Consider the following 25,229-nt stretch of genomic DNA (forward strand, 5'->3'; position numbering starts at 1 on the left):
CCGGCCCCACTCCGGTGTACTCGGTGCCACAGACCTGACTCCCGGGCGCGCCGCGACCACCGGCCGAGCGAACTTCGCGGGAGAGCTTGTCGACCCGGCCGAGGGTGGCTAGCGTGCCGCTCGGGGGTACCGAAGTCCAGCCAAGGCCGCGGTGCCCTCGTTGTCCCCTGTTCTCCGGTGGGAGGTCCGGTGTCCCTGCTGGGACGGTCCCTGCGAGCGGCCGTGTGCGCCTTTGTGGTGCTCTGCGGCTCGGTCGCCGCTGTCTCGACGGCGGACGCGGAACCATCGTGCCATCCCCAAGGACGGGCGCTGCGCTACGTCGTCGCCTTCGACAGGGGCACCTCCGAAGCCGAGGCCAGGGCCGCCATCACCGGCGGCTGCGGCAGCACGACGATCTACTACCCGCAGATCGCGGTGGCCGTCGCGACCTCGGCCGACCGGGACTTCGCCGAACTGGTCCGGCCCGCCGCCGCGTTCAGCGCGCAGGCGGAACGGCTGGCGGTGCAGCGGGCCAACGGCACCCCGTCGGCCAAGGCCGCACCCGCTCGCGCCGGACTCGAACCGACGGATCCGGCGAAGGTGGACACGGCCGACCGCACCGGCGAGCAGTGGGACATGCGCGAGATCGGGGCCGACAAGGCCAGGGTGATCGAACCGGGCAGCCGCGACGTCGTCGTCGGCGTCCTCGACTCGGGCGTCGACGCCGCCCACCCCGACCTGACGACCGCGCTCGACCCCGGCAAGTCCGCGGGCTGCCTGACCGGCGTGCCCGACGGGAACTGGACCGCGACGACGTCGGTGCACGGCACCCACGTGGCAGGCATCATCGCCGCGGCCGACGACGGCAAGGGTGTCACCGGGGTGGCGCCGGGGGTGCGGATCGCCTCGGTGAAGGTGATCGACGACCGCGGGTACGCCGACCCCGAGGCCGCCGTCTGCGGGCTGATGTGGGCCGTTTCACAGCGCATGGCCGTGACGAACAGCAGCTACTTCGTCGATCCGTGGTCGCTCTCGTGCGCCCACGACGACGAGCGGGGCGTGGTGAACGAGGTCATGGCCCGCGCCGTCGAGTACGCGACCTCGGCGGGCACGCTCAACGTCGCCGCGGCGACCAACGAGGCCGTCGAGCTGGCGCCGTCGGCGCGCTCGGGTGCCCGGACCCAGGCCGAAGGCTGCCAGGCGCTGCCCGCCGGCCTGCGGGACGTCGTCGCGGTGTCGTCCGTGAGCGCGGAGCGGGTCAAGGCCGGCTACAGCTCGTACGGACTCGGAGTGATCGCCGTGACCGCGCCCGGCGGCGAGGCCGGGCGATGCGTGCTCTCGACCGTTTCCGGCGGATACGCGCCGCTGTGCGGGACGTCGATGGCGGCGCCGCACGTCGCCGGTGTCGCGGCCCTGCTCGCTTCGGAACACCCCGGCTACGGCGCCCGCCAGCTGAAACGGACGCTGGACGCGCAGGCGGCTCCGATCGCGTGCCCCGCCGACTACGACCTGACCGGCGACGGCTCACAAGACGCGTACTGCACCGGGTACGCGGGGTTCAACGGCTTCTACGGACACGGGATGGTCGACGCGCTGGCTGCCGTGGCGCCCCGGCAGCCGGGCGCGAACGCGGCCCGGTGAGCTTCGGCGTCCCGCGTTCAGTCCTCTGAATGCGGGACGGGGTCAGCGCAGCAGGAGTTTGCCGAACCGCCGCGACGCCCCGTAGATGCCGATGGCTGCCAGCGCCAGCAGGTACGCCACGTTCCCGACCATGCTCCACGACAGCACGCCGGTCGAGAGGCCGCGCATCAGCTCGATGCCGTGGTACAGCGGGAAGATCCGCACGATCCACTGGATCGCCTCGGGGTAGACCGACAGCGGGTAAAAGGTCGTGGAGAACAGGAACAGCGGCATCAGCACGAGGTTGATGTAGTCGAACTGGGACACCGACCGCAGGAAGGTCACCAGCACGATGCCGACGGCGGAGAACGCCATCGCGATCAGCAGCGCCGCCGGGATCATCAGCACGGCCCACCAGGACCCGGGCAGCCCCATCGCGGTCATCACGCCGAGGAAGGTCACCGAGTAGATCCCGCCGCGCAGCACCGACCAGCCGACCTCGCCGAGCGCGATGTCCAGCGGCCCGATCGGGGTGGCGAGCATGGCGTCGTACAGCTTCGCGTACTTCAGCTTGAAGAACAGGTTGTACGTCGAGTCCAGGATCGCGCCGTTCATCGCCGACGCCGCGAGCAGACCGGGCGCGACGAAGGCGACGTAGGTCATCGTCTGACCGCCGGGGCCGACGACCTCGCCGACGAGTTTGCCGAAGCCCAGCTGGAAGGCCATCAGGTAGAACAACGGCTCGAAGGCGCCGGACACGAACAGCATCCAGACGTGCGAGTACGTCAGGAACGTGCGTTCCAGCACCGCCTTCGAACGGCCGCTGTACATCGACGGCGGCAGGACGCGCAGCAGCACCCCGCGCCGCGGGTCCTGGGTGAGAACAGCCATCTCAGACCACCAGCCGTCGGTAGAAGTACTTGTGCGCCAGCGCCCAGCCCGCACCGGCCAGCACCACCAGGAAGGCGAGGTGCCCCAGCGTGGCGAGCGGTCCGACGGTGCCGAGACTGACCGCTCTGGCGGCCTCGTTTCCGTGCCACAGCGGGGAAAGCCAGGCGATCCACCGCAGCGGCACCGGCAGTTCGGCGATCGGGAAGAACGTCCCGGAGAACAACGTCATCGGGATCAGGATGAACCTGAACACCAGGCCGAACCGGGCGCCCTCGTCGTAGGTGGTCGCGGCCAGCGCCATCACCGGGGTGCCGCAGGCGATGCCGGTGAGCGTCCCGATCAGGATGACCGCGAGCACGCCGAAGCTCGTCCACGAGCCGAACAGGGCGGCGATCACGGCGTAGATCGATCCCGCCAGGGTGAGCCGGATCCCCACCCAGATGATCTGGCTGCCGAGCACCTGCCCCGGGGTGATCGGGGACGCGGTGACGGCCACGTAGCTCTGCTGCCATTTGAACCCGGACAGCACCGGGTAACTCGACTCCCCCACCGCCAGCTGTGCGCCGCCGGCGACGAGCAGCGCGGGCGCGACGTACTCGAGGTACGAGAACCCGCCCGTCGCGGCGCCCGCCCGCACCTGCGAGCCGAAGCCGAGCCCCATCGCGGCCAGGAACAGCACCGGCTGCAGGCCCGTCGAGTACAACGTCGACAGCCAGTACCGGCGGTACCACATCCAGTACCCCTCGACCCGCAGCCAGGCGCCGAGCCAGGTCGACACCACGCGGCCGGTGGAGGCCTTCGTCTCCGCTGTGGTCATCAGTCCACCAGCGTCCGGCCGGTGAGGCGGAGGAAGACGTCCTCCAGCGAACTCCGGCGGACCAGGCTCGACAGCGGACGCAGCCCGCGCGCGTGCGCCTGTTCGAGGGTGGCCTCGCCGGTCATCGTGTAGAGCAGGACACGGTCCGGCAGCACCTCGACGCGTTCGGCGAGGCCCTCGATCTGCTTCGCGGCGGCTTCCTGCTCGCCGTTCGGGAAGCGCAGTTCCACGACCTCGCGGGTGGAATACCGGCTGATCAGGTCGGCGGGCGAGCCTTCGGCGGCGATGCGGCCGTTGTCCATCACGACCAGCCTGTCGCAGAGCTGCTCGGCCTCGTCCATGTAGTGCGTGGTGATGATCAGTGTGGTGCCGCCCGCCTTGAGCCGGAATAGCCTGTCCCACAACAGGTGGCGGGCCTGCGGATCCAGCCCCGTCGTCGGCTCGTCGAGCAGGAGCAGCTCCGGGTCGTTGACCAGGGAGCGCGCGATGGTCAGCCGCCGCTTCATCCCGCCGGAGAGCGAATCGACCTCCGCGTCCGCCCGGTCGGTGAGCTGGGCGAACTCCATCAGCTCCTCGGCCTTGCTCCGCACGTGCGAGCGGGAGAGCCCGAAGTAGCGGCCGTAGATCTGCAGGTTCTGCCGGACGGTGAGCTCGGTGTCCAGGTTGTCCTGCTGCGGCACCACCCCGAGCCGGGCGCGGATCTTCGGCCCCTCGACGTCCGGATCCATGCCGAGGACCCGCAGGTCGCCGTCGCTGCGGGGGGACACGCTCGCGATCATCCGCATGGTGGAGGACTTGCCCGCGCCGTTGGGCCCGAGGAAGCCGAACGCCTCCCCCGGGCGGACCTCGACATCGATCCCGCGTACGGCCTCGAAGTCACCGAAACGCTTGACCAACGCCTTCGCCTGCACCATCGCCGGTCCGTGCTCTGCATCACCCACGGTTGGCACCCTAGGACCTGCCACCGACAAAATTCGACCGGTTTAACCGCGCCCTTGTTGGACGGTCGCGGCTCGTCGATACTCACCGACCATGAGTCTCAAGCCCAGAATCGCCCTGTTGTCCGTTTTTGTCAGCGCCGGGCTCCTGGTGGCGCCCGCCGCGCAGGCAGCCGAGACCGCCGGGACCACTGTGGACGGTCGGACCGTCGACCCGCGTCCCTCCACCGCCAAGCTCGCCTTCGAGCTGCACAAACTCGCCCTGCTCAGCCACGGGAAGATCCGGGTGGACAAGATCGGCCGCAGCAACGAGGGCCGTCCGGTGTGGGCGGCCAGGGTCGGCCACGGCAAGACCCGGATCCAGTACGTCACCCAGCAGCACGGCGACGAGCCGCTCGGCACGCCCGCCGCGCTCGAGTTCCTGCGCCAGGTCGGCGTCGGGCACAGCCCGTGGGCGCAGAAGCTGCTCTCGAAGGTGACCGTCGACATCGTCGTGCGCGCCAACCCCGACGGGAACGAGCGCGACTGGCGCTACAACTACGACCCGAACGCCACTCCCGAATACGGCGAGAAGGGCAAGGGTTACGACATCAACCGGTACCACGACCCGGCTGTCGCGCCCAAGGACAACCCGGCCACCGAAGCGGGCCTGATCCAGCGGCGGAACGCGTCGTTCAAGCCGGACATCATGGTCGACTACCACATGCAGGGCCGGTACAAAGACGCAGGAGGCAAGGAGATCACCGCGTCGACGCTGTGGCCGACGAACGCGGGCGTGAAACAGTCCGATGTGGACTTCGCGAAGCAGATCGCGGTCGTGGTGCAGCGGTCGATCGACGGCAACGGCGGCTACGTCTCACAGTATCCCGGCGGTGACTACCAGGGCATCGCGCGCAACGGGTACGGGCTGCTCGGCAACGGCAGCGTGCTGATCGAGCTGAGCCTCATCCCGGAGCGGGAGCAGGCGCAGATCCAGGACGCGCTGGCGTCGATGCTCGCGATCGCGAAGACCGCGGCCGACGGTTCGGTGCGGAAGGTGGACCCGGCGAAGGCCGACGCGATCCCGCCGCGCGGTCCGGCGCTGCCGGGCACGGTCGAAGAGGCGCACGAGGCCGCTTGAGGGACGCTATGAAAGGCCCGTTACTTGCAAATTTTGCAAGTAACGGGCCTTTCATAGCACTACCGGACGGTGATCGAGAGGCTCTTCGCCACCCCGTTGACGGTGACCGACAGAGTCGCCACTCCCGGCCGCAGCGCGGTCAGCACCCCGGTCGCCGGGTCGAAGGACGCGACGTCCCATGGCATCGCGGGCAGGAAGCCGTCGGCGACGTGCGTACCCCAGCCGCCCTTCCAGTCCGCGCTGACCGGGTACGAAACCGGCACCTGACGCGCTCCCTGCGTCACCGCGGCCCGGATGTCCGCCTTCTCCCCGCGCGCCAGCGACGAGGGCCCGGACAGCGTCAGCGCGTCGAGGTTCGGCCGCGTCTCGAAACGCACCGGCTGCGCCTTGTCCCCCGGCTCGAACCGGACCATCGTCCAGCCGGCGAAACCGCCGTCACCGGGGGCTGCGGCGGGTGACTTCCCGGAGTTGCCGTTCACCAAGTACGGCACACCGTCCACGCGCGACAGGCTGAACACGCCCGCGTGCGAAGCGATCGCGGCCGCCTGTTTGCCCGACTCGCGCTCGAAGGCGGTCAACCAGCCGGTCAGCATGGCGGCCTCCTTGCGGTCGGCCAGTTGCGAGTTCCCGGTCAGGCTCGGGTCCTTGACCGGATGGTGCATCGCGACGGCCACGCCGCGGATCCGCCGGTCGGCCTTCGCGCCGTCGAGCGCCTCGCGCAGCATCCGGATCTGGTCGAACCCGCCCGCGCGCAGCGAACCGCGCGAGGAGTCCATCAGCACCAGCCGGATCCCGGCGACGTCGACGACGCGATGGGTCTCGCCGAACGCCGCCTGGAACTCGGCGAGCCCGTGCCCGCCGTCTGCCTCGTGGTTGCCGGGCACGTAGTACCAAGGTGCCTTGCCGGCGAGTTCCTGGTCGATGATCGAGCGGGCCAGCACGAAGTCGGCGGCCGTGCCGCGGTCGACGAAGTCGCCGTTGATCAGCACGAGATCCGGTTTCGCCGCCACCGCCTCGCGCAGCGCGCGCCGGGCCTGGGCGACCAGCGGCCCGTTCGGCTCGTCGGCGGTGAACTGCGCGTCGCTGACCACGGCGATCCGCAGCCCGCCGGTCGCGGCGCCGTCGGTGATCAACGCCGGGTCACGCGGCGCCGGATCGGCGGGGACCGCGGCCGCGGGCGCGACCTCGAAGGTGAGGTCGTCGAAGACCAGCCGTCCCTCGTACTGCTGGTCCGGGACGTTCTCGACGGCGTAGAACTTCGTCAGCCGCTGCCCGTCGGGGAGACCGGCCGGGATCGCCGCGCGGACGTAGCGCCAGCCCGTCCAGTCGACGCTCAGCGTCAAGTCCACAATGGACGGAACGTTGGCGGCGTCGCGGAGTTCGGCCCGCAGCCAGGCCCCCTTCGCGTCGCCGTTGACCCACAGGCCGACGCGCTGGGTGCCGGGCGGCAGCGTGATCGGCGCCGCCGAGTTGACGTAGGCCGCGCGAGTGGCGTTGGTGCCGTTCAGCCGGTAGTCCAGCGCGAGACCGCGTCCGCCGTCACGGCCGGCCGCCTCGGAAAGCGCGGCGCCGACAACGGCCGGGAAAACGCTGGCGCTCCAGCCCGCCGGGCCGTCCAGCGAAGCCACCACACGGGATTCCGTGCCGACGGACGCCGCCAGATGCGTCACCTTCCCGCCCGCGGTGGCGGTGATCGCCGAAGCACCCGAGGCCTTCAACGCGGTCACCGCGAACCCGTCGCCGGACGGCTCGATCCGCACCACAGCGGGGTCGTAGTCGAGTTTGACGTCGTCGGGCTCGACCCAGGTGCCGTAGCCGTCGGCGTCGTAGCCGAGAACCTTGAACGTGCTCTTCGCGCCTTCGCCGGACAACGCGACCTGCTCGGTGCTGGTGCCCAGCCGGACGGGTGAGCCGAGGACGTTCAGAGTGGCCTTGCCCAGGACGCCGCCGCGCTTCGCGTAGACGTCGACGTCCGCGGGCGCGTCGGGCCGGAACCGGTCGGCGTGCGCGGTGAAGACGCCGTTCGTCACGGTGCCGCGGAAGGGATTCGTGCTGAGCCACTGGGCCTTGCCGTCGACCGCGGCCCCGGTCTCGTCGTGCGCGCCGGCGGTGAGTTTCCGCGTCAGCCCGGAAAGCACGCGAGTCGCGTCGGCGGTGTCCTGTGCGGGACGGGGCGAGAAGCCGGTCAGGCGACCACTTCCGGGCACGGTGGTGACGCCGATCCCGTTGGGCACCAAGCGTTCCCCGCCGTCCGACGGCGAGTTGCGCACCAGCGGCGCCTTCTCGCCTTCCTCGCGGGCGAGCATGGTCGACGAGCCGCCGCCGTCGAGGTTGATGGCGTCGTCCGCGCCGAGCGACTTCAGGTGGCGCGCGAGTTCCAGTTCCGTCATGCCGCGGCTGTCGGCCTGCCGTCCGTCGACCGTGGCGAGCCACATCTTCGTGCCGTCGGCGGAGAACCCGACCGCGGTCCGCGGGTGCATGGCGACGTTGTCGACCGGCTGGATCGCGCCGTCGCGCAGCAGGACGACGTTCCCGCCGATCGAGACGGACAGCTTGCCCGCGTCGCTCTTCGGAGCGTAGGCGACGCCGACCCGGTCACCGGTCTTCAAGCCGGACAACGCGTCCACGCCGCCGTCGCGGGCGAGCAGGACCGTCACGCCCGCGGCGATCGGGCCGTCCGCGGGCTGCGGCCGCACCTGCGTGACGACACCGTCCCGGAGCTCGATCTCGACGACGCGCCGGGCGCCCGCGACCGAAGTCCGCCGCGACGACGCGCCCCACAGCGGCGTGTAGACGCCGATCGCGTCACCGCCCAGCACCGGACTGTTGAAGTTCGACGCGGGCACGACCTTGCCGTCGGGCAAGGTGATCGACGCGTCGAGGAACACCTCCGCGAGGCGCGCCTTGCCTTCCTCGGTGATCGACGCGGTCAGGTTGTGGCCGCGCGCGGGCGCCGTCTGGAGCTTCCCTGCGTCGACGCCGACGCCGATCGGCGCGCCGGTGGCGTTGATGTCGAAGAAGTCGCCGTTGACCCCGGCGACCGCGCCGGACCTGGCGACCTGCTGCGAAAGCGGCGTCCGCGCGGAAACCGTGCCAGGACTGAGGTACGCCGGTTTGAGGGTCTTGCTGGTGAGGTCGACGGCGAGCGTGTCGCCGCGGATCCAGCCCGCCGGGTCGTACCGGTCGAACTCGGTGAGGCTCAGGCCCGGTGCCACGCGCGAAGTCGCGCTGGTGGTGACGAGACCGTCGTCGGGCGCGGCCACGGCGTACGCGGACGGGCCCTCCTTCGCCGAAGAAGCCGCGGGGGCGGCTTCGACCGGCGCCGGACCGAGCGGAGCGGTCAGCGGATCGGCGTGCACCGGCGCGGCGATCAGCGAAACGGGCAGCAGGGCAGCGAGCAGCAACAAGCGTGATTTTCTCACGAATTACCCCACGATCGAGTGACAGGCGGCTTCGCCCAGCACAGCGGACGCGAGCCGCCAGGAGAAGACCCCGAGGTGAACGTGAACCGAACGGCGTAGGGCGCCGAAGATCAGGGAGTGAAAGGCCCGGCGAGGAAGGTCTCGGCGGCCGCGACGTCACCGGTGATCTCGAGACCCGACTCGGCGAGACCGACCCGTTGCCACAGCAGCAGATCGAGCCCGTCCGCGGGACCTTCGACGACAGCGCCCGCCGCTTCGGCGGGGTCGGCCTGTCGCGAGCCGGGAACGTCGTCTTCACCCGGCGGTGTGATCAACCAGGCGTGTCCGGTGTCGGACGTCTTCAGCAGCAACGGAACGGTGACCACCGGCGGGGTGTGCCAGCGCTTCACCTTCGGCAGCATGCCGAGGAGGACCTCGTCCGCGCCGTCGGCGGCGATGGACGGGTCGAGGGTGTACGCGGTTCCGGCCGCGCGGTGCGCGTCGAGCAGGTGCACCGCGGTCTCGTGGACCTGGCGGCGGAACCAGAATGCCTTGTTCTTGGCGGCGGCGGTGAAGTTCCAGGCGCCGTCGTCCGGGGAGGCCCCGCGCAACGCCTCGATCAGGCCGTCGGCGCATTCGCCGTACCAGGCGGTGAGGTCCGAGTCCGGCTCGACCTCGAAGATCTGCGGGGCGGGCTCACCGGTGCGGACGATCCCGGCCGCCCAGCGATGGACGTTGCCGAGGTGGACGACCAGGTCACGCAGGCTCCAGTCGCCGCAGCACGGCACCGGCGCGGCGTGGTCACCGGTACGCGCGACCTCCGCGAAACCGGTGGTGAGTTCCCGCAGCCGTGCCAGGTACTCGTCCGGTGTCATCGCCACTCCCCCAGATCCGTGGGTGACGCGATCTTCCCGCGTCACCCACGAGTGTGTCAGACCTCGGGGAACCAGAGCTTGAGCTCGCGCTCGGCCGACTCCGGGGAGTCCGAACCGTGCACCAGGTTGTACTGGGTCTCCAGCGCGAAGTCGCCGCGCAGGGTGCCCGGGGTGGCCTTCTCGACCGGGTCGGTGCCGCCGGCGAGCTGGCGGAAGGCGGCGATGGCGCGGGGGCCCTCGACGGCGAGCGCGACCAGCGGGCCCGAGGTGATGAACTCGAGGAGGTCGCCGAAGAACGGGCGCTCCTTGTGCTCGGCGTAGTGCTCCTCGGCGACCGAGCGCTCGACGGTGCGCAGTTCGAGGGCGACGAGCTTCAGGCCTTTGCGCTCGATGCGCGAGATGACCTCGCCGACGAGGCCGCGCGCGACGCCATCGGGCTTGACGAGGACCAGCGTGCGTTCAGTCACGGCGGTATTTCTCCTTGGGTGGGTTTCGTGCTATTCGCCCGGAGCCTACTGGGTGCTTCGCCGCTCACTTCACTTCGGACCAGGGAAGGGCTTCGATGCGCTCGAGGTGCTCCTCGCCCCACTCGCCGAGCGCGGCCATCGCGGTGTTGAGGGAATCCCCGAACGCGGTCAGCGAATACTCGACCTTCGGCGGAACCTGGTGGTACACCTCGCGATGCAGCAGTCCGGTGGTCTCCATCTCGCGCAGCTGCAGGATCAGCACCCGTTCGCTGATCCCGGGCACCGCGCGCCGCAGCTCGCCGAAGCGCAACGGCCCGTCCTGGAGCGCGAACAGGACGAGCCCTTTCCATTTGCCGCCCATGACGGCGATCGCGGCGTCGAGGCCGCAGGTGAACGTGCGGTTCTTCGTCATCGTCACACTTACCTTTTTGTCAGTACCCGGCAAAATTGTAGGTACTTGAAGGAATGTACGTGAAGCCCCAGCATGAAGTCATCCCGAAGATTTCCTTTGACTGGAGCGAAAAATGCCGAAGACCCCGGTGACCGTCGTCGGACTCGGTTCGATGGGCTCGGCCCTGGCGGGCGCGTTCCTCGCCGCCGGGCATCCGACCACCGTGTGGAACAGGACGGCTTCGAAGGCCGATCCCCTTGTCGCGCAAGGAGCCGTCAAAGCCGCGACGGCCGGAGAAGCGGTGCGGGCGAGCCCGCTGATCATCGCCTGCCTGACCACCTATGAGGACACTGTCGCGGCTTTGGAGGCCACCACCCTGACCGGACGCGCCTTGGTCACGCTGAACAGCGGCTCACCGGCGGGAGCGCGGCGGATGGCAGGCTGGGCGGCGGGCAAGGGCGCGCGGTTCCTCGACGGCGCGGTCAAGAACGTGCCGTCGGCCGTCGGCGCGCCGGACACACTGCTGTACTACGGCGGCGACAAGTCCGTCTTCGACGAACACGTGGACACGCTGCGGGTGCTGGGTGGCGACACCGTCCACCTCGGCGAGGAGACCGACCTCGCGGCGCTGTACGAAACGGCCGTCGGCGGCACCCTGTTGCCCGCGCTGGTCGGGTTCTTCCAGGGTGCCGCCTTGCTGCGGTCACGCGGCCTCGAAGCCGAGACCCTCCTGCCGTACGCCACCAAGTGGTTCGAGATGATCATCTCGGTGCTTCCGATGTACACCAAGGAAATCGACAGCGGCGACTACTCCGCCCCCGCCGCCTCGGTGAACGTCTTCCACGCCGGCGCCGCCGCCGACCTCGAACTGGCCGAGGAGGGCGTCGACGTCGGCTGGCAGCTTCCGCTGCACGACCTCGTGCGGCGGGCCGCCGAGGCCGGGCACGGCGACCGCAGCATCGCGGTCCTGACGGAACTGCTCAGCGTTGGGGCTGCAGGGTCTTCTTCCACAGCGAAGCGCCTGTAGCGTCGCGCAGATCGACGGTGAGCGTGCCGCTGCGGCCGTCGATGTTCACCTCCCCGAAGTGCTGGAACCCGTCCGCGGGCGAGGTGTTCGCCGCGGGCGGGGCGTGCACGAACACCGCTTCCGGCCCGAAGGTCGGGTCGAGCGTGTTCGGGCCGAACGCGCCGGCGTTGAGCGGACCGGAGACGAACTCCCAGAACGGGTCGAAATCGTTGAAGGAAGCGCGATCCGGCGAATAGTGGTGCGCCGCGGTGTAGTGCACGTCGGCGGTCAGCCAGACGACGTTGCGCACCCGGCGCCGCGCGATCTCCCGCAGCACCCAGGCGAGCTCGGTCTCGCGGCCGCCGGGCGCGCCGGGCAGGCCGTTCGCGACCCCCTCGATGCCCTTGCCGTCCGGGACGGTGAGGCCGATCGGGAGGTCTGCCTGGACGATCTTCCAGGTGGCGGTGCTGCGGTCGAGCGCGTCGACGAGCCAGCGCGCCTGGCGGTCGCCGAGGATCCGGCCGGGTTTGGTCTGGTCCGCGGTGTTGGCGTCCTTGTACGTCCGCATGTCCAGTACGAAGACCTCGGCGCGCGAACCGTGTCGGAAGTTGCGGTAGACGCGGCCGTCGACGGCCTGGCGGCGGTCGATCGGATGCCATTCGTGGAACGCCTGGAACGCGCGGCCGGCGAGGACGTCGACACGCTTCTCGGTGTACTCGGGACGGTCGTTGAGGATCTCCCCCGGGTACCAATTGTTCACGACTTCGTGGTCGTCCCACTGGACGTAGGACGGCACGTTCGCGGTGAAGCGCTTGAGGTTGTCGTCGAGGAGGTTGTAGGCGAACTGGCCGCGGTACTCGTCGAGCGTCTCGGCGACCTTCGACTTCTCCGGGGTGACGATGTTGCGCCACACCCGCCCGCCAGGCAGCGCGACGGTCTCGGTGAGCGGCGCGTCGGCATACACCGTGTCGCCGCAGTGCAGGAACAGATCCGGGCGACGGTCGGCCATCGCGCGGTAGATCGTCATGCCGCCGCGTTCGGGGTTGATGCCCCAGTTCTGCCCGGCGACGTCACCGGACCACACCAGGCGGACGTCGGAGCGGCCGAGTGGCGCGGTGGCGAACCGGCCGGTGACGGCTTCGCTGCAGGTACGGCCGTCGAGGGACTCGGCGGTCACGCGGTAGTGGACCTCGGTCCCCGGCAGCAGCCCGGCGACGCGGACCTTGCCGGTCCCGCCGGTCTCCGGGCTCATCACCGGACCGCGCACGCGGCGCGCGTGACGGAACGAGGGGTCCCTGGAGACCTCCACGATCAGCCGCGAAGGCCGGTCGGCGCGCGACCAGACGATGCCGGAGCCGGTGGTGACGTCGCCGGACTGGACACCGTGGGTGAGCACCGGGCGGCCGCCGCGGATCAGCGGGACGGCGTTCGCGGTCGCGGTTCCGGGGAGGAGCAGTCCGCCCGCGACGGCCCCGGCGCCGGTGAGACCGGCTTTGAGCAGCGTGCGGCGATTGTGGTGGGAAGCGGTCATGGCGCGGTTCTATCCCGCGGCCACGGCCGGTGGGCCAACGGCGGTTTGCGCGGCGGTGAACGAGTGGGCGGTATTTCTGCCTCCACCGATCGGCCGCTGCTTCCCCGGTGTCCCCGCAGGTAGCTTCGATCACGGGGATGATCGATCCGGAGGGGGAACGATGCGAAGAATCCAGCGTGGCTTCGTGCTGCTCACAGCGGCTTTGGCGATGTCGAGTCTGGTGACGGGGGCCTCGTCGGCGGACGAGCTGGGCCGGTCGCGGGCGGTGATCAGCTACACCGAGTTCGGGATCCCGCACATCGCGGCCAAGGACTTCGACGGGCTCGGCTACGGCTACGGTTTCGCCGCGGCCAAGGACAACATCTGCGAACTCGCCAACACCTATCTGACGGTGTCCGCGCGGCGTTCCGCGTACCTCGGGGCGGGCGGCCAGGGCAATCCGGCGATGAGCGAGGCGAAGACGAACCTCGACAGCGACCTGCATTTCCAGCGGATCAACGACTCGGGCGTCGTCGAACGCCTCGTCGCCCAGCCGGCGCCGCACGGCCCGCGGACGGAGGTCCGGGAACTGGTTTCCGGCTACGTCGAGGGTTACAACACGTATCTGAAGCAGACCGGCGCCGACCGCATCACCGATCCGGTCTGCCGCGGCGCGGACTGGGTCCGGCCCATCACCGAACTCGACTTCTACCGGCACTTCTACGCCGTCGCCTCAGTGGCGGGGCAAGGCCTCCTCGCCTCCGATCTCGCCAGGACCCAGCCGCCGTCCGCGAAGGACGCTCCGGCCGCGAGCCCGGACTCGGCGCCGCGGATCGCCGACGGGCTCCGCAAGGCCATGAAGACGGGCGAGCTCGGCAGCAACGGCATCGCGATCGGGGGTGACGGGACACGCTCCGGCGGCGGCCTGCTGCTCGGTAACCCGCACTACCCATGGCAGGGTGGGCGCCGGTTCTGGCAGTCACAACTGACCATTCCCGGCCGGTTCGACGTCGCGGGCGGAAGCCTGCTGGGCATCCCGCTGCCGCAGATCGGGCACACCGCCGACGTCGCGTGGACGCATACGGTGTCGACCGCGATCACCTTCGGCCTCTTCGAGGTGCCGCTGACTCCCGGCGACCCGACCACCTACCTGGTCGACGGCAAACCGGAGAAGATGACCGCGCGTGAGGTGAAGGTCGAGGTCCGCGAACCGAACGGCGAGCGGCGGCTGGTCGGCCGCACGTTCTACGGAACGCGCCACGGCCAGGTGATCGGGTCCGCCTTCGGGGTGCCGACACCGTGGACCGCGAAGTCCGCGCACGCGCTGCGCGACGGGAACGCGGGCAACCTGCGCGGCCTCAACACCTGGTTCGAACTGAGCAAAGCACACAGCACCAAGGAAGTCGCCGAGGCGCTCGCCCGGACCCAGGGCGTCCCGTGGGTCAACACGATCGCCGCCGACCGGGCGGGCAACGCGCTCTACACCGACATCCAGGTCGTCCCGCACGTCACCGACGAACGGGCCGCGACCTGCGGGACCCCGCTCGGCCGCGCGTTGTTCCCCGGCACCGGATTGTCCATTTTGGACGGATCGAAGTCCTCGTGCAACTGGGGAAGCGACCCCGGCGCCCTCGAACCGGGCCTGTTCGCGCCGTCCCGGCTGCCGGTGCAGCAGCGCCGCGACTACGAACTGAACGCCAACGACAGCGCCTGGCTCGCCAACGCGCGAGCCCCGATCGCACCGCTCCCCCGGATCGTCGGTTCGACCGGGACTCAGCGGTCGGACCGGACCCGGGAAGCGCTGATCTCCGCCGAAGAAGGCCTGGCGGGCAAGGACTTCACACCGTCGTCCATGAAGGACCTGCTGTACCGGGACCGAAGCCGGACCGCCGAACTCGCGGCCTCCGACACGGCGAAGATGTGCGCGGCCTTCCCCGGCGGACAGGCACCGTCCGCGTCGGGCCCGGTGCCCGTCGGGAACGCGTGCGCCACCCTGGCGGCCTGGGACCGCACGTTCCGGCTCGACAGCCGCGGCGCGCTGTTCTTCCAGCGGTTCGCTGAGCGGCTCGGTGGGCTGCGGAACACCTGGCAGGTCCCGTTCGACCCTGCCCAGCCGGTCACGACGCCTAATACTCTTGCGGTCGGAAATCCTTCCGTGCAGAGCGCTTTCGGTGACACGCTCGCGGAATTCCGCGACGGCGGCCTCCCCGTCGACGGCAGGCTCGGCGACAACCAGGCCGTGACGCGGGCCGGGCAGCGGATCCCGATCCACGGCGGACCGGGCGGCCTCGGCGTGCTGAACGTGATCACGTCGCTGTGGGACCCGGCGAGGGGCAACCACGAGGTCGTGCACGGATCCAGCTTCGTGCAGGTGGTCGGCTTCAGCGGCAAGGCCTGCCCGGACGTCTCGACGATCCAGACCTACTCGCAGTCGACCGACGTCACTTCGCCGCATTTCGCCGACCAGACGCGGTTGTACTCCAGCGGCGGCTGGGTGCGCGGGCGGTTCTGCGGGGCGGATATCGCGAGGTCACCGGAACTGCGGGTAGTGCGACTGCGGTAGGCGTTGGGCGGGCCCCGCATTTAGTCGACTAAATGCGGGGCCCGCTTTGGGGTTAGTCAGCTGAGTGACGTCGTGCCGGTTCCCCGCCGGTCGGATTGACCGCCAGCGGGACACCGGTGCCGTCGTGAATCACCTTAAGCGGGGTCGGGTGGGGCCGGTCCGGTGGTCCTTGGCGCATTTAGTCGACTAAATGCGGGGCTTCGCTTTAGCATTATCGGGAATGCGAACCGACTTCATTACACCTTCAGGTACAGGTCATTTCCGCTCGAATATGTGTTCGATTCTTTGGTATCATGGCGGGGTGTCCAGCCAACGAATCCTCGAACCGCCACAGGAGCTGTGGCGTGCCGGTGCGCGCGAACTCGCGCACGGCGTGGTCGAACGGTTGTCGGTGGCACGCCAAGCCCTGGCCGAGATCGGGCAATACCTGGTGGAGATCGAATCCCGCGGCCCGATGGAACTGTACGGACACGGCTCCACCGCCGGCTGGTACGCCGAAACCGCCCGCATCACACCCGAGGAAGCACGCAAGACAGTGACCCGGGCGATCGCGGTGACCGACGGCCGCAACCTCGACGGCACCCCCGCCCCCGCATCAGCACCGATTGCGGGCGCCGCCGCGGCCGAGGGCGACCTCGGCCACCAGCAACTCGACCCACTCCTCGCAGTCCTGAAAAAGATCCCCGCCGAAGCCCGGCCAAGCGCGGAACAGATCCTCGTGGACCTCGCCCGCCGCGCCGGACCACAAGAGATCCTCACCGCCGGAGCGAACCTCGTGGCACGCTTGGATCCCGACGGGAACGAACCCAAAGACGAAGACCTCAAACCACCCTCACGCGAAGTGTTCCTCCGCAAACGCGACGACGGCTGGTGGCGACTCAACGGCCTGCTCGACCCCGAATTCGGGGCACGCGCGAACGCCCTGTTCGAAACCTGGGGCCAGCGAAGACCCGTCGACCAAGACGGCAACCACGACCTGCGCACCCCCGCCCAACGCCACGGCGACGCCCTCTTCGACGCCATCCACTACGCCATGACCAACGACAAAGCCCCCACCCTGTCCGGAGACCGCACCACCGTGGTCGTCACCATCCCACTCGAGACCCTGACCTCAGGCCTAGGAGCCGCCTGCGTAGACGGAGTCACCCAGATCACCGCCCGCCACGCCCGCATGCTCGCCTGCGACGCCACAATCATCCCCGCCGTCCTCGGCTCCGAAAGCGAACCCCTCGACATCGGCCGCGCCGCCCGCACCGTCACCCCCGGACAACGACGCGCACTGAACCTCCGCGACCACGGCTGCGCCTTCCCCGGCTGCCAACGACGCCCCAAACACTGCGAAGCCCACCACCTCCTGCCCTGGAGCCAACTCGGCGACACCGACCTCAACAACCTCTGCCTGCTCTGCCGCTACCACCACATGGTCATCCACGGACAATCCGGCTGGACAGTCAGGATGGCCACCGACGGCCGACCCGAATTCATCCCACCCCAATACCTCGACCCACTACAAACACCCCGCCGCTGAACCCGAGAAGCCCGCCACCACCACCGGCGACGGGCCCCTCGGCATGCCCAAGCGCGGCAGCGGACCTCCCATCGGCGAGGCCATGACCTCCCGCACCGCCGCCGACGACTTCGGCTGCGGACGGAGACTCATCTCGGAAGCCAGCCGGTCCCGCAGGGGGTCGACCTCGGCCGCGACCACGAAGAACAGGTTTTCCACAGCAGATACCGGCGAGCAGCGCGAGAATTCCGAGCTCGAACACATACTGCGCACCGGTTCTGCGCACGCTGTTGAAGATCCCGCACCAGGAGCACCTTCGCCCGCCAGCAGCCCAGGGACGCGGCGATCCACACGGTGCGGGAGATCGTCACGCGCGGGCGAGTCGCTCGTCCAGTCCACGTCGGCGTCCGGGCTCGTGTCCACCGCGGACCCGGGAAGCGGAGGCAGTTCGGTCTTCTGCCGTCAAGATCGGCTGCCCAGTCTCCGACGGGGAAGCCATGACCAACCTGGCGAAGCTCTTCCTCAGGGAACGCGGAGGCTCGAACAAACCCGCGCGGTCACCCGGAGAACTCTACTGAGCCTGCTGCTGACTCGGGAGCGTTCCGGCCGCCATCCGCCTCGCCACGTCCCGGCGCAGCCACAGCAGCCACAGCCAGAACCCGAGGAAGATCACCCCGAGGATCGCCACGGCGGGCAGCGCCACGAAGAACGCGATCAGCGCGACCTGCAGGACCAGTACCGCGGGCACCGCCCAGGGCTTCTTCAGGAAACCGCACAGCACGATCAGCGCGATCGCGATCGCGATCGTCGACCAGCCGGTGACCGAACCGACGCCGCCGCCGAGTTTCGCCACCACCGGCAGCGCGAGCGCGACGGTGATGCCCTCCATGATCAGGGAACCGGCCATCACGCCCCGGAAGGACTTCATCGGGTCCTTGGCCGGCGGTTTCTGGGTCTCGTCGGTCACGCCGGCTCCTTACCGAACAAAGTCCTGACTTCGCCCGCGGTGACGACCGAGCCGGTGACCAGAACGCCGCCGCCCGCCAGGGGTTCCTCGGGGTCGTCGCTCTGCTCGACGAGGCCGATGGCCGTCTCGATCGCGGAGTCCAGGCTCGCTTCGGCCACGACGCGGTCTTCGCCGAAGATCGAGATGGCGATGTCGTTGAGTTCGTCGAGCGGCATCGCGCGCGGGGACGAGTTCTTGGTGACGACGATCTCGGAGACGACCGGTTCCAGGGCGTCCAGGATGCCCCGAGCGTCCTTCTCCGCCATGACGCCGACGACGGCGACGAGACGGCGGAAGGCGAACTCTTCGGCGACGGTGGCGGCGAGCGCCTTGGCGCCGTGCGGGTTGTGGGCGGCGTCGAGCAGCACTGTCGGGGCGGCGCGGACGCGTTCCAGCCTGCCGGGGGTCTCGACCTCGGCGAAGGCCTCACGGACCGCTTCGACGACCAGCTGCCTGTCCTTGCCCGCGCCGAAGAAGGCTTCGACGGCGGCCAGCGCGAGCGCGGCGTTGGCCGCCTGGTGCGCGCCGTGCAGCGGCAGGAAGATCTCGTCGTAGACGCCGCCGAGGCCCTGCAGCTTCAGCATCTGCCCGCCGACGGCGATCTCGCGCTCCAGCACGCCGAACTCACTGCCCGCGCGGGCGACGCTCGCGTCGACCTCGATGGCGCGCTCCAGCAGGATCTTCTGGACTTCGGGGTCCTGATCGGCGATGACCGCGACGCTGCCGGGCTTGATGATCCCGGCCTTCTCCACCGCGGCCTTGGCCGGATCGCCGCCGAAGTACTCGACGTGGTCGACGCCGATCGGCGTGATGACGGCGACGTCGCCGTCCACGACGTTCGTGGCGTCCCAGGAGCCGCCGAGGCCGGTTTCGACCACTGCGGCCTCGACGGGCGCGTCGGCGAAGGCCGCGAACGCCATCCCGGTGAGCACCTCGAACTTGCTCATCGGCACCGCGTCGGGTCCGCCCGCGTTGTCGACCATGGTCACGTAGGGCGCGACGTCGCGGTACAGGTCGACGTACGCGGCGGCGGAGATGGGGATCCCGTCGAGCGCGATCCGCTCGGTGACCAGCTGCAGGTGAGGGCTCGTGTACCGGCCGACGCGCAGGCCCATCCTGGTCAGCAGCGCGTCGATCATCCGCGTGGTCGAGCCCTTGCCGTTGGTCCCGGCGACGTGCACGACCGGATAACCGCGGTGCGGTTCGCCCATGAGGTTGACCAGGGCCGCGATCCGGGCCAGTGACGGCTCGATCTTGGTCTCGGGCCAGCGCAGGTTCAGCTCGGCCTCGACCGCGAGCAGTTCGCGGCGTGCCTGCTGCCCGTTGGGGTCGGCCGGGGCGAGGTCGTCGCCCTGATCGTCCAGTTCGTGCAGTTCCAGGTCTTCCGGGGCGACCAGGTCCGGCACGGGTCCGAGCGCGAGGTTGTCCCCCAGCTGCCCGATCCCGCCGATCCCGCCGCCCGCGCCGCCGCCCGCCTGGTACGCGGCGTCGGGGGCGTCCAGATCCGGGTCGGTGTCGTCGGACGGATCGTGGGCACGTGCCCCCAATTCGTCGACGCCGGCGAAACTGTCCAGATCTGCCAGGTCCGGGGATTCTGCGAACTCTTCAGAATCCCGGCCGTCACCTCGCGGCACGAACTCTCCTCTTAGCGTTACTCCCTGTCGGAGCGAGTCTACGTGCGGCTTTTGCTGGCACTCTCGACGCATGGGGTTCAACCACAACGACCACTACCACCCGCTGCTGCTCGACCAGCTGCCGCCAGGTCCGGGGGTGGCGCTGGAGGTGGGCTGCGGCAGCGGGCGGTTCGCCAGGCGGCTCGCGGCGACCGGGATGCACGTCGAGGCGATCGACCGGTCCGGGCCGATGGTCGACCTCGCCCGCGCCGCCGGTTCGCCGGGTCCCGGCACGATCTCCTACCGGCAGGCCGACGTCTCCACCGAGAAGCTGCCCGGGGAGGCGTACGACTTCATCTCCTGCCTCGCTTCACTCCACCATGTCCCGTTCGAAACGGTCACGAAGCTGCGGGACGCGCTGGTCCCCGGCGGGGTGCTGGCCGTGCTGGGCCTCGGCAAGCCCAGTACGCCGTCCGACTACGCCCGCGCCCTCGTGGCCTCGCCGGTCAACGCGCTGGCCAGGGTGGTCGTGTACGCGGGCGAGCGGCTCAACGGCGGGATCGATCCGCTTCCGGCGGCGCCGATCATGGAGACGTTTCCGCCGATGAACCGGATCCGGCGCGACGCGGCCCGGCTCCTGCCGGGGAGCAAGGTGCGGAATCTGCTCTTCTTCCGGTATCTCCTGGTCTACCGCAGGCCGGAAGACGATCACCCGATGTGACACCCCAAGCGGGTGAAGCTCGCGCCCGACCACCCGATCGGCGGCGCCGACCTGGCCGGATCCGGTTCATTTTTGAGAGGCCAACCAGTCCGGAGATCGGGGTCCTCATGCGCTTCAGACGCGTCCTGTTCGCGGCCGTCTCGACCGTCGTCCTGCTGATCGCCTCCACCACGGCGGCCACCGCCGCCGAGCGGTCCTACCGGAATTACGTCGCGCTGGGTGATTCCTACACGTCCGGACCGCTCATCCCGCTCCCCCGCCTCGACCCGCTGTTCTGCGGGAAATCGACGCAGAACTACCCGTCGATCCTCGCCGCGGCGCTGCGGGTCCGCTCCTACACCGACATCAGCTGCGGCGGCGCGGACACCACCAACATGACCCAGTCACAGAGCGTGATCCTCGGCAGCAATCCGCCGCAGTTCAGCGCCCTGCGCGCGAACACCGACCTGGTCACCGTCGGCATCGGCGGCAACGACTACGGCGTCTTCGGCGCGCTGGTCGGCACCTGCCCGTCACTGCGCGCGAGCGATCCCACCGGGAACCCCTGCCAGGACAAGTTCACCGTCGGCGGTGTCGACACCATGAAGGCCAAGATCGCCGACACCGGCAAGAACGTCGAGAAGGTACTGGCCGGGATCCACGCCCGCTCGCCGCGCGCCGACGTGCTCGTCATCGGCTACCCGCGGATCGCGCCGGAATCCGGCTTCTGCCCGAAGATCCTGCCCTTCGCCGAGGGTGACTACGCGTGGCTCAACAGCGTCGAGAAGGCGCTGAACTCGGCGATCAAGAAAGCGGTCACCAAGGACGGCAAAGCGTCCTTTGTGGACACTTTCGGTCCGTCCGCCGGGCACGACGCCTGCGCGCCGAACGGTGCCGCGTGGATCAACGGACAGCACACGAAACTGCTCGCCGCGGCGGCTTACCACCCGTACCGCACCGGGATGGCGGGCGTGGCCGGAGTGATCCTCCGCCACCTCCGCTGAGCCTCCCTGGATGCCATGAAGGGGACTTTCATTGCAAAATTCGCAATGAAAGTCCCCTTTATAGCATTGGTCAGGAGGCGGGAAGCGTCGCCAACCGGGCGTTGATGCGCTCGATGTCGGCGACCGCGGTCTCCTTGCGGGCCCGGATCTTGCCGATCACCGGCTCCGGCGCCTTGTCGATGAAGGCCTGGTTGCCGAGTTTGGCCTCGGCCTGCGCCAGTTCCTTCTCCGCCACACCGAGGTCCTTCTGTAGGCGCTTGCGCTCCGCGGCGACGTCGATCGTGCCGGACAGGTCCAGTTCGACGGTGACGACACCGGCCGACAGCCCGACTTCCAGCGACGCGCTCGGCGCGAAGCCGTCCTCGGGCGCGGTGAGCCGGACCAGCGAGCGGATCGGCTCGTCGTGCCCGGTGATCTCGGCGAATCCGTCGCCGGACAGCCGCGCGGCCACCTTCTGGCTGGGCTTGAGGCCCTGGTCCGCGCGGAACCGGCGAACCTCGGTGACCAGCTTCTGCACGTCGGCGATCCGCTTGTCCGCCACGGCGTCGGCGTACGAGGCGTCGGCCACCGGCCACGGGGCGATCACCAGCGATTCGCGGCCGGTCAGCGCCGTCCACAGCTTCTCGGTGATGAACGGGATGAACGGGTGCAGCAGCTTCAGCACCGTGTCGAACACGTGGCCCAGCACCGCGCGCGTCGCCGTCACGCGGGCCTCGTCGCCCTGGAAGACCTGGACCTTCGACAGCTCCAGGTACCAGTCGCACAGCTCGGTCCAGGTGAACTGGTAGAGCGTGTCGGTGGCCTTGGCGAACTGGTAGTCCGCCAGGTAGCCGGTGACCTCGTCGACGACGTTCCCGAGCCTGCCGAGGATCCAGCGGTCGGCTTCGGTGAGTTCGGCGGCGGGCGGCAGCGGGGCGTTCGCGTCCGCGCCGTTCATCATGGCGAACTTGGTGGCGTTCCAGAGCTTCGTGGTGAAGTTCCGCGAACCCGCGACCCATTCTTCGCCGATCGGCACGTCGGTGCCCGGGTTGGCGCCCCGGGTGAGGGTGAACCGCAGCGCGTCGGTGCCGTAGCGGTCCATCCACTCGATGGGGTCGACGCCGTTGCCCGCCGTCTTCGACATCTTCTTGCCGTACTGGTCACGGACCATGCCGTGCAGCGCGATGGTCTTGAACGGCGCCTCACCGGTGGCGTAGAGGCCGAACATCATCATCCGCACGACCCAGAAGAACAGGATGTCGTAGCCGGTGACCAGCACCGACGTCGGATAGAACTTGTTGAGGTCCGGCGTCTTCTCGGGCCAGCCGAGGGTGGAGAACGGCCACAGGCCCGAGGAGAACCAGGTGTCGAGGACATCCGGGTCCTGGGTCCAGCCCTCGCCCGTGGGCGGCTCCTCGTCCGGTCCGACGCAGACGACCTCGTCGTTCGGGCCGTACCAGACCGGGATGCGGTGGCCCCACCACAGCTGGCGCGAGATACACCAGTCGTGCAGGTTGTCGACCCAGTCGAAGTAACGCTTCTCCAGCTCCGGCGGGTGGACGTTCACGCGGCCGTCGCGCACCGCGTCACCGGCGGCCTTCGCGAGCGGGCCGACCTTGACGAACCACTGCAGCGAAAGCCGCGGCTCGATCGGCTCCTTCGACCGCTCGGAGTGCCCGACGCTGTGCAGGTACGGGCGCTTCTCCGCGACGATACGGCCCTGCTCGCGCAGCTTCTCCCGCACCGCGACGCGGGCCTCGAAGCGGTCCATGCCGTCGAACTCGGTGCCGGTGCCGTCGATCCGGCCCTGCTCGTCCATGATCGTGATCATCGGCAGGTCGTGGCGCTGGCCGATCTCGAAGTCGTTCGGGTCGTGCGCGGGGGTCACCTTGACCGCGCCGGTGCCGAACTCCGGGTCGACGTGCTTGTCCGCGACGATCGGGATCCGGCGCCCGGTCAGCGGCAGCTCGACCTCGGTGCCGATGAGATGCGTGTAGCGCTCGTCGTCCGGGTGGACCGCGACGGCGGTGTCGCCGAGCATCGTCTCCATCCGGGTGGTGGCCACGACGATCGCGTCGTCCCCGTCGCCGTAGCGCATGGAGACGAGTTCGCCCTCGACCTCCTCGTGCTTCACCTCGGCGTCGGACAGCACCGACCGCAGCTCCGGCGACCAGTTGACCAGCCGCTCGGCGCGGTAGATCAGGCCGTCGTCGAAGAGCTTCTTGAAGATCGTGTTGACGGCCTTGGACAGGCCGTCGTCCATGGTGAACCGCTCGCGGGTCCAGTCGACGCCCTCGCCGAGGCGCTTCATCTGGGCGAGGATCTTGCCGCCGTGCTCGTTCTTCCACTGCCAGACGCGGTCGACGAAGGCCTCGCGGCCGAGCTCGCGACGGCTGGTGCCCTCGGCGCGGAGCTGCTTCTCGACCAGCGCGTGGACCGCGATGCTCGCGTGGTCCATGCCCGGCAGGTACAGCGTCTCGTCGCCGAGCATGCGGTGGTAACGGGTGCTGGCGTCGATCAGGGTGTGCTCGAAGGCGTGCCCGATGTGCAGCGAACCGGTCACGTTCGGCGGCGGGATGACTACCGTGAACGGCGGCTTGTCCGACGTGGGGTCGGCCGTGAAGTACCCGGCGTCTACCCAGCGCTGGTAGAGCGAGGCTTCTTCGTCGGCCGGGTTCCAGGCACCCGGTAGGTCGGTCTGCTGCGGCTGGGCGTTCTCGGTCACATTGTCAAGTCTACGAACCTCCTCCACCGAGTTCGTCACCGGCCGTAACGCTCGCCGTTCTCCGCCGATGAGGATTTGTCACAACGCACTGGGGAGAGGCACTTTCGTGGAAGATCGGCGCCTGGAGACACATCCGGACCTGATGGATCCGGAATGGCGCAAACAGGCCGAACGCGAGGCCCGGCTCGGCGCGAAGAAGGACCGCAAACGGGTACCGAAACCGAGGTCCCGCCGACGTTTCCGGATGTCCCGCCGGGGTCGCGTCCTGACGCTGTTCCTCGTCGTGACCGTCGTCGTGCTCGGAGCCGGGGCGGTCGTCATGCAGCAGCTGCGGGGACGCGGCGCCGACGTGGGTTCCGGTCAGCCGCCGAAGGTGGCCCAGGCGGTGAGCGGCGTCGACCTCTCCCGGCCTTACGAGCGCACCCCCGCCGCGAACTGGCGCGAAAGGATCGCCGGGATCACCGTGCCGCGGGGGGAGCCCGTCGGCGACTTCACCGCGCAGGAGGTCGAGGCGGGATTCCGGACGGTGACGCAGGCCGTCGCGGCCGCACGGCTCGGCACCTCGGCGCTGCGGGCCGGCGACGGTTCGGAGCTGCTCGCGCTGCTGACCCCGAACGAACGCGCCCGGCTCGAACCGATGTTCAAAGGTCCGGTCACCGTCGAGAAGGGCGATTACCTGACTCTCATCGGGCCGAAAGGCCTGCTGCCGGTGACCCCGCGGATGACCGGCTTCCTCACGGTGAAGGCGGGCAGAACAGGCGAGTTGATCATCCACGCGAGTTACGCGACCGCCTACGCCTTCGACGCGCTCCCGAGCGAGGCCAGGACCCCGGAGGACATCGTCCCGTTGGTCCGCGACGAGCAGGACTACGTGATCCGCAAGGCACCGCCGTTCGCGAAGGACGACGCCGGGCTCGATTTCGGGGACGGTGCGGCCTATCGAACACGCATGGCCTGTGACGCGGCCAAGGCCGGGATCCTCGCGCCCCAGTACGCTGACAAGGACAGACCCGTCGGCGTCGGCATGCCCGTGGCCGTCGACGAAGTCGCCACCTACGACCCGACGAAACCTCTGCCGTCGCTGGAGACCTGCAAGTAACAGCCGAACACTGGGGAA

Annotated in this window: 20 protein-coding genes; 8 read left to right on the forward strand and 12 right to left on the reverse strand. The window is 69.6% G+C overall.

Annotated features, from left to right (window positions below; genetic code table 11):
- The first annotated feature begins 189 nt into the window (after positions 1 to 189).
- A complete protein-coding gene (locus tag ACZ5IK_RS18005) occupies positions 190 to 1,620 on the forward strand; it encodes a S8 family peptidase (RefSeq protein ID WP_465488691.1) in 1,431 nt (476 codons plus the stop codon).
- 42 nt (positions 1,621 to 1,662) lie between these two features.
- Here ACZ5IK_RS18005 and ACZ5IK_RS18010 read toward each other — a convergent pair whose 3' ends face one another.
- From ACZ5IK_RS18010 to ACZ5IK_RS18020, 3 genes are read right to left on the reverse strand one after another with little or no spacing between them, the layout of a single operon-like run.
- Positions 1,663 to 2,490: an ABC transporter permease gene (locus tag ACZ5IK_RS18010; protein ID WP_465488692.1), complete on the reverse strand. Its 828-nt coding sequence runs from the start codon at positions 2,488 to 2,490 to the stop codon at positions 1,663 to 1,665.
- 1 nt (position 2,491) lies between these two features.
- Complete coding sequence (locus tag ACZ5IK_RS18015) at positions 2,492 to 3,307, reverse strand: ABC transporter permease (protein WP_465488693.1); 816 nt, start codon at positions 3,305 to 3,307, stop codon at positions 2,492 to 2,494.
- Complete coding sequence (locus tag ACZ5IK_RS18020; protein ID WP_184906242.1) at positions 3,307 to 4,221, reverse strand: ABC transporter ATP-binding protein; 915 nt, start codon at positions 4,219 to 4,221, stop codon at positions 3,307 to 3,309. The genes ACZ5IK_RS18015 and ACZ5IK_RS18020 overlap by 1 nt, the downstream gene beginning before the upstream one ends.
- A 118-nt stretch (positions 4,222 to 4,339) precedes the next feature.
- Between ACZ5IK_RS18020 and ACZ5IK_RS18025 the strand changes: the two genes are divergently transcribed.
- The gene (locus tag ACZ5IK_RS18025) at positions 4,340 to 5,365 is read left to right on the forward strand and encodes a M14 family zinc carboxypeptidase (protein WP_465488694.1); all 1,026 of its coding nucleotides are present in this window, start codon (positions 4,340 to 4,342) and stop codon (positions 5,363 to 5,365) included.
- Between the two features lie 59 nt (positions 5,366 to 5,424).
- Here ACZ5IK_RS18025 and ACZ5IK_RS18030 read toward each other — a convergent pair whose 3' ends face one another.
- The 4 genes from ACZ5IK_RS18030 to ACZ5IK_RS18045 form a co-directional block, all read right to left on the reverse strand.
- Positions 5,425 to 8,769 (reverse strand): phosphodiester glycosidase family protein, encoded by a 3,345-nt coding sequence (locus tag ACZ5IK_RS18030; RefSeq protein ID WP_465488746.1) that lies wholly within the window; start codon positions 8,767 to 8,769, stop codon positions 5,425 to 5,427.
- Between the two features lie 128 nt (positions 8,770 to 8,897).
- Positions 8,898 to 9,641, reverse strand: coding sequence for a maleylpyruvate isomerase family mycothiol-dependent enzyme (locus tag ACZ5IK_RS18035; protein ID WP_465488695.1), 744 nt, complete (start codon positions 9,639 to 9,641; stop codon positions 8,898 to 8,900).
- 56 nt (positions 9,642 to 9,697) lie between these two features.
- Positions 9,698 to 10,108 (reverse strand): nucleoside-diphosphate kinase, encoded by a 411-nt coding sequence (gene ndk / locus ACZ5IK_RS18040; RefSeq protein ID WP_020629465.1) that lies wholly within the window; start codon positions 10,106 to 10,108, stop codon positions 9,698 to 9,700.
- A 64-nt stretch (positions 10,109 to 10,172) separates the two neighbouring features.
- Positions 10,173 to 10,520 carry a winged helix-turn-helix transcriptional regulator gene (locus tag ACZ5IK_RS18045; protein WP_465488696.1) on the reverse strand — a complete coding sequence of 116 codons (348 nt, stop codon included), beginning with the start codon at positions 10,518 to 10,520 and terminating at the stop codon, positions 10,173 to 10,175.
- Positions 10,521 to 10,632: 112 nt separating this feature from the next.
- Between ACZ5IK_RS18045 and ACZ5IK_RS18050 the strand changes: the two genes are divergently transcribed.
- A complete protein-coding gene (locus ACZ5IK_RS18050) occupies positions 10,633 to 11,526 on the forward strand; it encodes an NAD(P)-dependent oxidoreductase (RefSeq protein ID WP_465488697.1) in 894 nt (297 codons plus the stop codon).
- On the opposite strand, the gene ACZ5IK_RS18055 is transcribed toward ACZ5IK_RS18050, so the two are convergent.
- A complete protein-coding gene (locus ACZ5IK_RS18055; protein WP_465488698.1) occupies positions 11,480 to 13,036 on the reverse strand; it encodes an alkaline phosphatase D family protein in 1,557 nt (518 codons plus the stop codon). The genes ACZ5IK_RS18050 and ACZ5IK_RS18055 overlap by 47 nt on opposite strands.
- A 160-nt stretch (positions 13,037 to 13,196) precedes the next feature.
- Between ACZ5IK_RS18055 and ACZ5IK_RS18060 the strand changes: the two genes are divergently transcribed.
- Together ACZ5IK_RS18060 and ACZ5IK_RS18065 are read left to right on the forward strand one after the other, a co-directional pair.
- Positions 13,197 to 15,578, forward strand: coding sequence for a penicillin acylase family protein (locus ACZ5IK_RS18060; RefSeq protein WP_465488699.1), 2,382 nt, complete (start codon positions 13,197 to 13,199; stop codon positions 15,576 to 15,578).
- Between the two features lie 301 nt (positions 15,579 to 15,879).
- The gene (locus ACZ5IK_RS18065) at positions 15,880 to 17,106 is read left to right on the forward strand and encodes an HNH endonuclease signature motif containing protein (protein ID WP_465488747.1); all 1,227 of its coding nucleotides are present in this window, start codon (positions 15,880 to 15,882) and stop codon (positions 17,104 to 17,106) included.
- Here the strand turns inward: ACZ5IK_RS18065 and ACZ5IK_RS18070 are convergent.
- From ACZ5IK_RS18070 to folC, 3 genes are all read right to left on the reverse strand, one after another.
- Positions 17,086 to 17,304 carry a hypothetical protein gene (locus ACZ5IK_RS18070; RefSeq protein WP_465488700.1) on the reverse strand — a complete coding sequence of 73 codons (219 nt, stop codon included), beginning with the start codon at positions 17,302 to 17,304 and terminating at the stop codon, positions 17,086 to 17,088. The two genes, ACZ5IK_RS18065 and ACZ5IK_RS18070, sit on opposite strands and share 21 nt — an antisense overlap.
- A gap of 352 nt (positions 17,305 to 17,656) precedes the next feature.
- Positions 17,657 to 18,052 carry a DUF4233 domain-containing protein gene (locus ACZ5IK_RS18075; RefSeq protein ID WP_465488701.1) on the reverse strand — a complete coding sequence of 132 codons (396 nt, stop codon included), beginning with the start codon at positions 18,050 to 18,052 and terminating at the stop codon, positions 17,657 to 17,659.
- Complete coding sequence (gene folC / locus ACZ5IK_RS18080) at positions 18,049 to 19,725, reverse strand: bifunctional tetrahydrofolate synthase/dihydrofolate synthase (RefSeq protein WP_465488702.1); 1,677 nt, start codon at positions 19,723 to 19,725, stop codon at positions 18,049 to 18,051. The genes ACZ5IK_RS18075 and folC overlap by 4 nt, the downstream gene beginning before the upstream one ends.
- 70 nt (positions 19,726 to 19,795) lie before the next feature.
- On the opposite strand from folC, the gene ACZ5IK_RS18085 reads away from it, so the two are divergent.
- Both ACZ5IK_RS18085 and ACZ5IK_RS18090 read left to right on the forward strand, forming a co-directional pair.
- Positions 19,796 to 20,425, forward strand: coding sequence for a class I SAM-dependent methyltransferase (locus ACZ5IK_RS18085; protein ID WP_465488703.1), 630 nt, complete (start codon positions 19,796 to 19,798; stop codon positions 20,423 to 20,425).
- A gap of 107 nt (positions 20,426 to 20,532) precedes the next feature.
- The gene (locus ACZ5IK_RS18090) at positions 20,533 to 21,408 is read left to right on the forward strand and encodes an SGNH/GDSL hydrolase family protein (RefSeq protein ID WP_465488704.1); all 876 of its coding nucleotides are present in this window, start codon (positions 20,533 to 20,535) and stop codon (positions 21,406 to 21,408) included.
- A 70-nt stretch (positions 21,409 to 21,478) separates the two neighbouring features.
- Here ACZ5IK_RS18090 and ACZ5IK_RS18095 read toward each other — a convergent pair whose 3' ends face one another.
- A complete protein-coding gene (locus ACZ5IK_RS18095; protein WP_465488705.1) occupies positions 21,479 to 24,112 on the reverse strand; it encodes a valine--tRNA ligase in 2,634 nt (877 codons plus the stop codon).
- 106 nt (positions 24,113 to 24,218) lie between these two features.
- On the opposite strand from ACZ5IK_RS18095, the gene ACZ5IK_RS18100 reads away from it, so the two are divergent.
- A complete protein-coding gene (locus ACZ5IK_RS18100; protein ID WP_465488706.1) occupies positions 24,219 to 25,211 on the forward strand; it encodes a hypothetical protein in 993 nt (330 codons plus the stop codon).
- Positions 25,212 to 25,229: the final 18 nt, after the last annotated feature.

The organism is Amycolatopsis sp. NPDC031561 (genome assembly GCF_055580625.1).

What these genes read in the sequence shown, in the direction of transcription:
- ACZ5IK_RS18010 (WP_465488692.1), bottom strand. Translation starts at nt 2,490, where the DNA reads ATGGCTGTTCTCACCCAGGACCCGCGGCGCGGGGTGCTGCTGCGCGTC.
- ACZ5IK_RS18015 (WP_465488693.1), bottom strand. Translation starts at nt 3,307, where the DNA reads ATGACCACAGCGGAGACGAAGGCCTCCACCGGCCGCGTGGTGTCGACC.
- ACZ5IK_RS18020 (WP_184906242.1), bottom strand. Translation starts at nt 4,221, where the DNA reads ATGGTGCAGGCGAAGGCGTTGGTCAAGCGTTTCGGTGACTTCGAGGCC.
- ACZ5IK_RS18025 (WP_465488694.1), top strand. Translation starts at nt 4,340, where the DNA reads ATGAGTCTCAAGCCCAGAATCGCCCTGTTGTCCGTTTTTGTCAGCGCC.
- ACZ5IK_RS18035 (WP_465488695.1), bottom strand. Translation starts at nt 9,641, where the DNA reads ATGACACCGGACGAGTACCTGGCACGGCTGCGGGAACTCACCACCGGT.
- ACZ5IK_RS18045 (WP_465488696.1), bottom strand. Translation starts at nt 10,520, where the DNA reads ATGACGAAGAACCGCACGTTCACCTGCGGCCTCGACGCCGCGATCGCC.
- ACZ5IK_RS18050 (WP_465488697.1), top strand. Translation starts at nt 10,633, where the DNA reads ATGCCGAAGACCCCGGTGACCGTCGTCGGACTCGGTTCGATGGGCTCG.
- ACZ5IK_RS18055 (WP_465488698.1), bottom strand. Translation starts at nt 13,036, where the DNA reads ATGACCGCTTCCCACCACAATCGCCGCACGCTGCTCAAAGCCGGTCTC.
- ACZ5IK_RS18060 (WP_465488699.1), top strand. Translation starts at nt 13,197, where the DNA reads ATGCGAAGAATCCAGCGTGGCTTCGTGCTGCTCACAGCGGCTTTGGCG.
- ACZ5IK_RS18085 (WP_465488703.1), top strand. Translation starts at nt 19,796, where the DNA reads ATGGGGTTCAACCACAACGACCACTACCACCCGCTGCTGCTCGACCAG.
- ACZ5IK_RS18090 (WP_465488704.1), top strand. Translation starts at nt 20,533, where the DNA reads ATGCGCTTCAGACGCGTCCTGTTCGCGGCCGTCTCGACCGTCGTCCTG.